The 7,882-nt window shown below is 78.5% G+C and carries 6 protein-coding genes; 1 reads left to right on the top strand and 5 read right to left on the bottom strand.

Annotated elements, in window-relative coordinates; translation table 11 throughout:
- On the bottom strand, positions 1–1,124 hold a 1,124-nt coding region (locus PSR1_RS19990), incomplete at its 3' end, for a 2Fe-2S iron-sulfur cluster-binding protein (RefSeq protein ID WP_059439164.1).
- Between the two features lie 94 nt (positions 1,125–1,218).
- Between PSR1_RS19990 and PSR1_RS19985 the strand changes: the two genes are divergently transcribed.
- A complete protein-coding gene (locus PSR1_RS19985) occupies positions 1,219–2,235 on the top strand; it encodes an alkaline phosphatase family protein (protein WP_059439163.1) in 1,017 nt (338 codons plus the stop codon).
- Here PSR1_RS19985 and PSR1_RS19980 read toward each other — a convergent pair.
- From PSR1_RS19980 to PSR1_RS19965, 4 genes are all read right to left on the bottom strand, one after another.
- The gene (locus PSR1_RS19980; protein ID WP_059439162.1) at positions 2,187–2,675 is read right to left on the bottom strand and encodes a hypothetical protein; all 489 of its coding nucleotides are present in this window, start codon (positions 2,673–2,675) and stop codon (positions 2,187–2,189) included. The two genes, PSR1_RS19985 and PSR1_RS19980, sit on opposite strands and share 49 nt — an antisense overlap.
- A complete protein-coding gene (locus PSR1_RS19975) occupies positions 2,672–4,537 on the bottom strand; it encodes a TldD/PmbA family protein (RefSeq protein WP_059439161.1) in 1,866 nt (621 codons plus the stop codon). The genes PSR1_RS19980 and PSR1_RS19975 overlap by 4 nt, the downstream gene beginning before the upstream one ends.
- Before the next feature lie 73 nt (positions 4,538–4,610).
- Positions 4,611–5,960: a nucleotide sugar dehydrogenase gene (locus PSR1_RS19970; protein ID WP_059439160.1), complete on the bottom strand. Its 1,350-nt coding sequence runs from the start codon at positions 5,958–5,960 to the stop codon at positions 4,611–4,613.
- On the bottom strand, positions 5,957–7,882 hold a 1,926-nt coding region (locus PSR1_RS19965), incomplete at its 5' end, for an alginate lyase family protein (protein ID WP_059439159.1). The genes PSR1_RS19970 and PSR1_RS19965, both read right to left, overlap by 4 nt.

Raw genomic sequence — 7,882 nt, 5'->3', positions numbered from 1 at the left:
GCCCCCAGCGACCGCGCCAGCTCGGTCGCGGGCGCGGGCGGCGTCGCCACCGCGAGCACGTCGCAGCGCACCCGCCGGCCGTCCGCGAGCGCGAGGCCGCGCACCCGGGCCCGCCCGAGCACGCGCCCCTCCGCCGCCTCCACCCGCTCCACCTCCACGCCCGCCGCGGCGAGCCGCGCCGCGAGCGCCTCCGGCTCGGGCCCGGCGCCCAGCACCGCCGCGCGGCGCCCCGGCACCACCCCGTGCTCGGCGAGCGCGCGCGCCACCCCGCGGCCGGCGAGGACGCCCGGGCGATCGTCGTCCTCGAGCCCGGGCGGCTGCGGGTGGCCGCCGGCGCAGACGAGGATCGCGGCCGGCCGCACCAGGCGCAGCGCGCCTGACGCGGGCGCGAGCGCGGCGAGCGGGGCGCCGCCGTCGCGCCAGAGGCCGAGCACGGCGGTCCCGGAGGCCAGCTCGCCGCCGGCCGCCGCCACGCGCGCGGCCACCTCGCCGGCCCACCCCAGCGGCGGATCGCCGGGGAGGTCGAGCCGGCAGCGCAGCCGCCCGCCCGGCGCCGGCTCGGCGTCGGCGAGGAGCACGCGCCGCCCGGCGCCGGCCAGCGCCTCGGCCGCGGCGAGCCCCGCCGGCCCGGCGCCCACCACCAGGGCGTCGAACGCCTCCTCGCGCGGCGCGGGCGGGAGCGGCCCCGCGGCCCGCTCCGGCCCGGGGAGCTTCCCCAGCCCGGCGAGCTGGCGCGAGAACGCCACCGCGGCGCGGTTCGCGAGGCCGTTCCAGGTCGCGAGGTGGTGGTGGTCGAGGCCGTGCGGGAAGGCGCGGTCGATGACGCCGAGCAGGTCGTGCGCCGCGTCGGGGAGCGCGTTCTGCGTCTCGACCGAGAGGCCGTCGGCGCAGGGCGTCCGGCAGGCGCGCTGGTCGGGCAGGCCGTCCACCCGCACCAGGCAGCTCCCGCAGGAGCCCGCCAGGCAGAACGGGCCGCGCGGGCGGTGGTACTTGGCGCTGCGCGCCAGGAGCGGCCGGCCCGCCGCGAGCAGCGCGGAGGCGATCGACTCGCCGCGGCGCGCCGGCACGGCGCTGCCGTCGAAGGTGATGGTGCAGTCGGCGGGGAAGTCCGGGAGTCTGGGCATGGTGCGCGCGCTCGGGGGTCCGGAAGCGGCGGGAGGATAGCGCCGGGACGACTCCGCGTCTCGGGCGGCGGCGGGGCGTCCGGCGGCGCGGCGGGTGGGGCGCGGGGCGGCGCGTTATGATCCCGGGGTGACGGCGCTGTTCGTGTTCGTGGACGGGGTGGGCGCGGGCGACCGGGACCCGGCGCGAAACCCGCTCGCCCGCGGGGACTTCCTGCTCTCGCGCTTCGCCGGCGGCGGCGGCGCGCCCCTGCCGCGCGGCGGCCGGGCGGCGCTGGCCGACGCCTGCCTGGGCGTGGCGGGCCGGCCGCAGTCCGCCACCGGCCAGGCCACCCTGCTCACCGGGGAGAACGCGCCCGCGCACCTGGGCCGACACCTCCTCGGCTTCCCCAACGCGCCGCTCCGGGCGCTGCTCGAGCAGCGGTCGCTGTTCCGCGCGCTCGCGGCCGCGGGGCGCCGCGGCGTGTTCGCGAACGCCTACCCCGTCGCCTACCTGCGCGCGCTCGGCCACGCGGCGGACGGCGCGCCCGAGCCCGCGCTGGCCGGCTCCCGCCGCCGGGCCCGCGCCGCCGCGACCACGGTGGCCTACGCGGCGGGCGGCGGCCGGTTCCGGACGCTGGAGGACGCGCGGCGCGGGGAGGGGCTCACCCACGATCTCAGCGGCGAGCGCGCCCGCGGGCTCGGCGTGTCGCTGCCGCGGCGCGCGCCGGAGGAGGCGGCGGAGATCCTGCTGCGGCTCGCGGCCGGCCACGACCTGGCGCTGTTCGAGTTCTTCGAGACCGACGAGGCGGGCCACGCCCAGTCGATGGAGCGCGCGCTCGACGCGCTCGGGCGCCTCGACGCGTTCCTGCGGGCGCTGGTGGACGGGCTCGGGCCGGACGACGCGCTGGTGGTCGCGAGCGACCACGGCAACCTGGAGGACCTCTCGCTGCGCAACCACACCCGGGCGCCGGTGCCGGTGCTGGGCTTCGGGCGCGCCGCCGCCGAGGTGGAGCAGGTGAGGGACCTCACCGGCGTGGCGCCGCTGCTGCTGCGGCTGGCCGGGGCGGGCACCCCCGCGGACGGTCAGCCGCGGCGGACCACGCTCGCGACCAGCCAGAGCCGGTCGCCGTAGGCCCGCTCCGCGCACATCCACACGCGCACCGGCTCGCCGCCGACCTCGAGCGCGGCGCCGGACTCCGGGCCCCAGATCCACTCGCGCGCCTCGCCGCCGCCGCCCGTGCGCGGCGGGCCCACCTCGCCCAGCAGCGCGAGCGCCACCCGCACCGGATCGGCGGGCTCGGCGCCCACCACCTCGACGTGCGTGACCCGGCCCTCGCGATCGGTCTCGACGTTCGCGACCGCGGCGAGCCCGCCCTCCGCGTCGTGGAACGCCATCTCCGGCTCGGTGAGGTCGATGTTGAGCAGGCGGCGCCGCTCGGCGTCGAGCGAGATGGGCGTGGCGTAGGGGCGCCAGCCGGACCGCGCGAACGCGTCGAGCGCGGCGCGGCGCGGCTGCAGGAGGATCGACTCGAGGGGCGGGACGGGGAGGGGCGTCGAGGTGGGCGTGCTCATCGGGCGTGCTCCGGCTGCTCCGGCGGGACCGCGGGGTGCGCCGGCGCGGCGGGCGCGGGCGTCGCGGGGGTGGGTGCGGCGGGCGGCGCGGCCGCGGGCGGCGTGCCGCCGCGCTCGCTCCAGGGCGCCGGCAGGATGGGGCTGCGGTCGGTGGCGCGGGCCACCCGCTGCAGCTCCAGCTCGGCGATCAGCACCGCCGGCGCGACGGTGGACACCGGCACGTACCCGCTCTCCGCGCCGCAGTAGCCGTTGAAGACGCGGGGGCGCTCGCCGGTGGCGAGGACCTTGTTGATGGCGGTGAGCGGCGTGCCGACCAGCTCCACGCCGCGGACCAGCTCCTCGGCGCCGGTGCGGGCGTCCACCCGGTAGACCATGCGCGGGGTGCCCTTGAACGCCTGGTACCCGATCGACATGGTGTTCGTGTTGCCCCCGGTGATGTCGCGGATGACGAGCCCGTACGGCTTGCCCTGCCGCCGCGCCTCCGCCATCAGCATGCGCTTCAGCTCGGCCGGCGCGACGCGCTTGCGCGACTCCACCATGAGGTTCGCCATGCGCGCCACCGGCTGGCGCCCGGCCTGGGCGCGCCCGTGGCCGTTGGAGCGATCGAACGGCTTCACCGGGCGGCGCGAGAGCAGGAAGCTCTCCAGGCGGCCGTCGCGGACCAGCACCGTGCGGCGCGCCGGGACGCCCTGCTCGTCGAAGCCGTAGGTGCCGTTCAGCGCCACCCCGTCCACCCGCTCGGCGGTGGGATCGTCCACCACCGTCAGGAACGGCGGCAGCACCGGCCGCCCCACCTGCCCCTTGAACGTCTGGCCGTCCTGCTCGTCCTCCATCCGCTCGCCCTCGAGGCGGTGGCCCACCGCCTCGTGGAACAGGACGCCGGCCGCCTCCGGCTCGAGCACCGCCGGGCCGGTGTACGGGTCGATGGCGGGCGCGCGGCGCAGCGCCTCCAGCTCGGCGATGACGGTGGTCGCGGCGGCGCGGAGCGCCTCCGGCGAGGGCAGCTCGGCCTCGCTGCGCGCGTAGAAGTCCCGGCCGTCCTCGAGCAGCTGCCCGTCCGGCGCGCGCGCCACGGCCTGCAGGTGGACCGAGTAGACGGTGCGCTCGGTGAGCAGCGCCGAGCCCTCGCTGGAGGTGAACCAGCGGACCTGCTTCTCGGCCGACACCCGCAGCTGCGCGTCGAAGACGTCGGGGTGCTCGCGGAACCGGGCGGTGACGTCGCGCACCACGCCCTTCCAGCGCGCGCGGTCGAACGGGAACGGGCGCGGCGCGTCCACGTGGCGGGCCGGCGGCTCGCGGGAGAAGCTGGGCGGCCGGTCGGCGTCGTCCTGCCGGTACACCGCGCGCGACTTCTTCTTGAAGTAGGAGGAGAGCGCCTCCTTGTACTTCTCGTCGGTGGCGAGCCAGAGCGCGTTGCGGAGCGCGCCGACGTCGCCGTCGAGCGGCGCGTCGCGGGGCGCGTACCAGCCCGGCCCGGCGTCGCCGCCGCCGATGACGATGGTGTTCTCCTCCGGGGCGGACGAGTCGAGCTCGTAGGTCCCCACCCGCAGGTCCACCGCCAGGCTCCGGTCGCGCCGCGAGCGGTCGTCGAAGATCGCCCCGTAGCGGCCGCTCACCTCCTCGCGCGCGACCTCGGTCACCTGGTACGACGCGAAGTACGGCGCCTCGTAGCCCTTCAGCCGGAGCCGCTCCATCGAGCGGGCCAGCTCCGCGCGCATCGCCTCGAGCGTGCCGAGGCGCGGATCGGGCGCGGCCGGCAGGTCCGGCGCGGCCGCGCCGGGGAGGGCGGCGGCGAGGAGCAGGAAGGGGGCGAGCAGTCGGGCGGTGCGCAAGCGGGACCTCGGGAGCCTGATCCCGCCCATGTAGCACGGGCCCCGCGGCCGCGCTTCACCGCATCGGCCGCGGCGCGCGCGCGGCGGGCCCGCCGGGGCCCGCTCAGGCCTTCACGATCTTCTCGCGCCCGACGCGCACCGCGCGGCAGGCGTTGCGCGTGTCCACCACCAGGCGGGCCCGCTCCACCACGCGGGCGTAGTCCACGCCGCCGTGGTCGGTGGCGATCAGCACCGCGTCGGCGGTCTCGAGCGCCTCGTCGGTGAGCGGCACGCTCACCATGTCGAGCCGGTGCTGGCGCATGCGCGGGACCCGGGGGACGTAGGGGTCGTGGTAGACGACCTGGGCGCCGCGCTCCTGCAGGAGCTCGATGATGCGGACGGCCGGGCTCTCGCGCATGTCGTCCACGTCCTTCTTGTACGCGATGCCCAGCACCAGCACGCGCGCGCCCTTGAGCGTGCGGCCGCGCGCGTCGAGCGCCTCCATGGTCCGGTGCACCACGTAGCGCGGCATCTCGGTGTTCACCTCGCCGGCCAGCTCGATGAAGCGCGTCTGGAACTCGAACTGCCGCGCCTTCCAGGTCAGGTAGAACGGGTCGATGGGGATGCAGTGGCCGCCCAGGCCCGGGCCCGGCTGGAACGGCATGAAGCCGAACGGCTTGGTGGACGCGGCGTCGATGACCTCGTTCACGTCGAGGTCCATGCGGTGGCAGAGGATCTTCAGCTCGTTCACGAGCGCGATGTTCACGCTCCGGAACACGTTCTCGAGCAGCTTCGTCATCTCGGCCACCCGGGTGGACGACACCGGCACCACGCGGTCGAACGCCGAGGCGTACAGCGCGAGCGCGGCCTCGAGGCAGGAGGGCGTGTACCCGCCGACGATCTTGGGGATGACGTGCGTGGCGACGCCGGAGCCGGGGTTCTCGCGCTCGGGCGAGAACGCCAGGAAGAAGTCGCGGCCCGCGCGCAGGCCGCTGCCGCGCTCCAGGATGGGCAGCAGCACCTCCTCGGTGGTGCCCGGGTACGAGGTGGACTCGAGCACCACCGCCTGGCCGGCGCGCAGGTGCGGCGCGATGGCCTCGCCGGTCCGCTCGACGTAGGACAGGTCCGGCTCGCGCTCGCGCGTGAGCGGCGTGGGCACGCAGATCACCACCGCGTCGCAGGCGCTCACGCGCGCGAAGTCGGTGGTGGCCTCCAGCCGGCCGTCGTGCACCGCCTCGCGGACCGCGGCGCCGTCCACCGTGCGCAGGTAGCTGCGCCCCTCGCCCACCGCGCGCGCCTTCTCCGGGTCCACGTCGATGCCCAGCGCGGACAGGCCGCCGCGGCGGGCGAAGGTGAGCGCGAGCGGCAGGCCCACGTAGCCGAGCCCCACCACCGCCACGCGGGCGGTGCGGGCGGCGAGGCGGGAGAGGAGGTCGGTGGCGTGGTCGGGCTCGGCGGCGTGGGTCTCGATCATCGGGGGTGGCTCCCTTCGGCTTCGACGTGGAGGAACAGCGTGGCGAGCGCGGCGGGGCAGGCCAGCGGGCCGGCCAGCGTCGCGACCGACGCGGGGACGAGCTCGCCGTAGCCCGGCGAGCGCAGCGACGGGGCCAGCTCGGGCGCGAGGCCCGCCGGCGCCGAGAAGGCGACGAGGAGGTGGCCGGCCGGGCCGAGCGGCACCTCCACCACGCGCGACGGGTCCGCGGGCCGGCGCAGGCGCGCCAGCCGGGCGAGGCGCGCGAGCGCGGCGGCCTCGGCGGCGGTGGCCTCGCGCAGGCGCGGCCCGGGGTGGGCGAGCGGCCAGCGCAGCTCCACCGCGTGCGTGCCGGGGCCCGACAGGCGATCGACCACCACCAGCCCCGCGTCGGCGAGCGCCAGCTCGCGCCGGTGGACCACGCCCGCCCGCGCCACGAAGCCGCGGTGCTCGCCGGCGAGCCGCTCCGCCTCGCCGCCCGGCGCGAACGCGAGCAGCCGCGCCGAGGCGGCGTCGGGCAGCGCGAACAGGCGGCCGGGCGGGATGGGCGACTGCTCCAGGCCGTCCACCGTCACGGTGGCGTGCGCGCGGGTGGAGCGGAACGCGTCGCGCACCTCGGGCGCGCGGCCGTACACCGGCATGCCCGGGTCGCACACCGCCAGCGCGCCCGCGGCGCGCAGCTCGAAGGAGAGCTTGTCGTTGTGGTCGTGCCCGCCGACGCCGCGCTGGCCGTGCGGGCCGCAGGAGACGAACGCCTCCAGCGCGCCGCGGCGGAGCACGTGCACGCCGGCCGCGGGGAAGGAGACGCTGCCCGGCGGCGGGCCGGGCCGGGCGCGGCCGAGCCAGTCGAGCGCCTCCGGCCCGAGCAGCCACGCCGCCTCCACGGCGTCGTCCGCCGGGGCGCCGGGGCGCAGCAGCGCCGGCTCGCGGAACAGCGCGGCGCCGAGCGCGCAGAGGTAGCCCGCCTCGGTGGGCCCGCGGGCGCGCAGCGCGAGCGCGTGGCCGGAGTCGTTGTCGCCGAGCTGCGGCAGGTCCCCGGACGCGGCGGTGAGCGCGCGGGTGGCCCGGAACATCGCGCGGAGGCGCCACGCCTGCGCGGGCGGCGGGCCGCCGGCGCGCGCGAGCAGGAAGCCGGCCGCGAACAGCTCCAGCGCGAAGCGGTGGTACGGCACCGAGCCCTCGAAGCTGGTGCCCTCCGCGTGCACCTGGTCCGCGAGCGTCCGCGCCAGCCCCTCCGTCGCGAGCGCGCGCCAGCGGGGCGCCTCCGGCCACTCCGGCAGCGCCTCGGCGCAGGCGAGCAGGCCGAGCCAGTCGCACACCAGGTGGTTGTTGGGCACGGCGCCGCCGTCCTCGAGGTTCGCGAGCACGAACCGCCCGCTCACCACCAGCTGCCGCGCCGCCTCCGCCGCGAGCGCCGGCGCCGGCGCGCGCCGCAGCGCCAGCACCCACAGCGCCGTGGCGAGGTGCCAGGCGCGCAGCCCGACCTCCATGGCGCACGTCCAGTGGACGCCGCGGCCCACCGGGTTCTGCGCGGCGAAGTCGGTCACCGAGGCGGCGAGCGCCTCCGCGAGCGCCTCGCCGCCGGCGGCGCGCGGGTGGAGCACCGCCCCGCAGGCGAGCGCGACCCAGTGCTCCCCGCGCCCGAGCGCCCACGCCATCTTGGGATCGAGCCCGGGCGCGGGCGGCAGCGCCGCCGAGGGCGCGCGGCCGTCGAAGCGGCCGCCGTGGATCGGATCGCGCTGCCAGTCCGTCCCGCCGTCGCCGCGGCGCACGTCCACCTCGCGCCCGTACACCACCAGCCGCCCGGCCGCGGCGGCCTCGGCCCGCGCCAGGGCCCGATCGACCTCGCCGGGGATCCGCCGCTCCAGCGCGCGGCGCAGCGCCACCGGGCTCCAGGCCGGGCGCGCCGGACGGGGCCGCGCCAG

It is taken from the genome of Anaeromyxobacter sp. PSR-1, from assembly GCF_000964525.1.
Classification (GTDB): domain Bacteria; phylum Myxococcota; class Myxococcia; order Myxococcales; family Anaeromyxobacteraceae; genus Anaeromyxobacter.
This window is presented reverse-complemented; position numbering and strand designations above follow the sequence as displayed.

Coding starts and splice junctions, on each gene's coding strand:
- PSR1_RS19970 (WP_059439160.1), bottom strand. CDS start 5,960: ATGATCGAGACCCACGCCGCCGAGCCCGACCACGCCACCGACCTCCTC.
- PSR1_RS19975 (WP_059439161.1), bottom strand. CDS start 4,537: ATGGGCGGGATCAGGCTCCCGAGGTCCCGCTTGCGCACCGCCCGACTG.
- PSR1_RS19980 (WP_059439162.1), bottom strand. CDS start 2,675: ATGAGCACGCCCACCTCGACGCCCCTCCCCGTCCCGCCCCTCGAGTCG.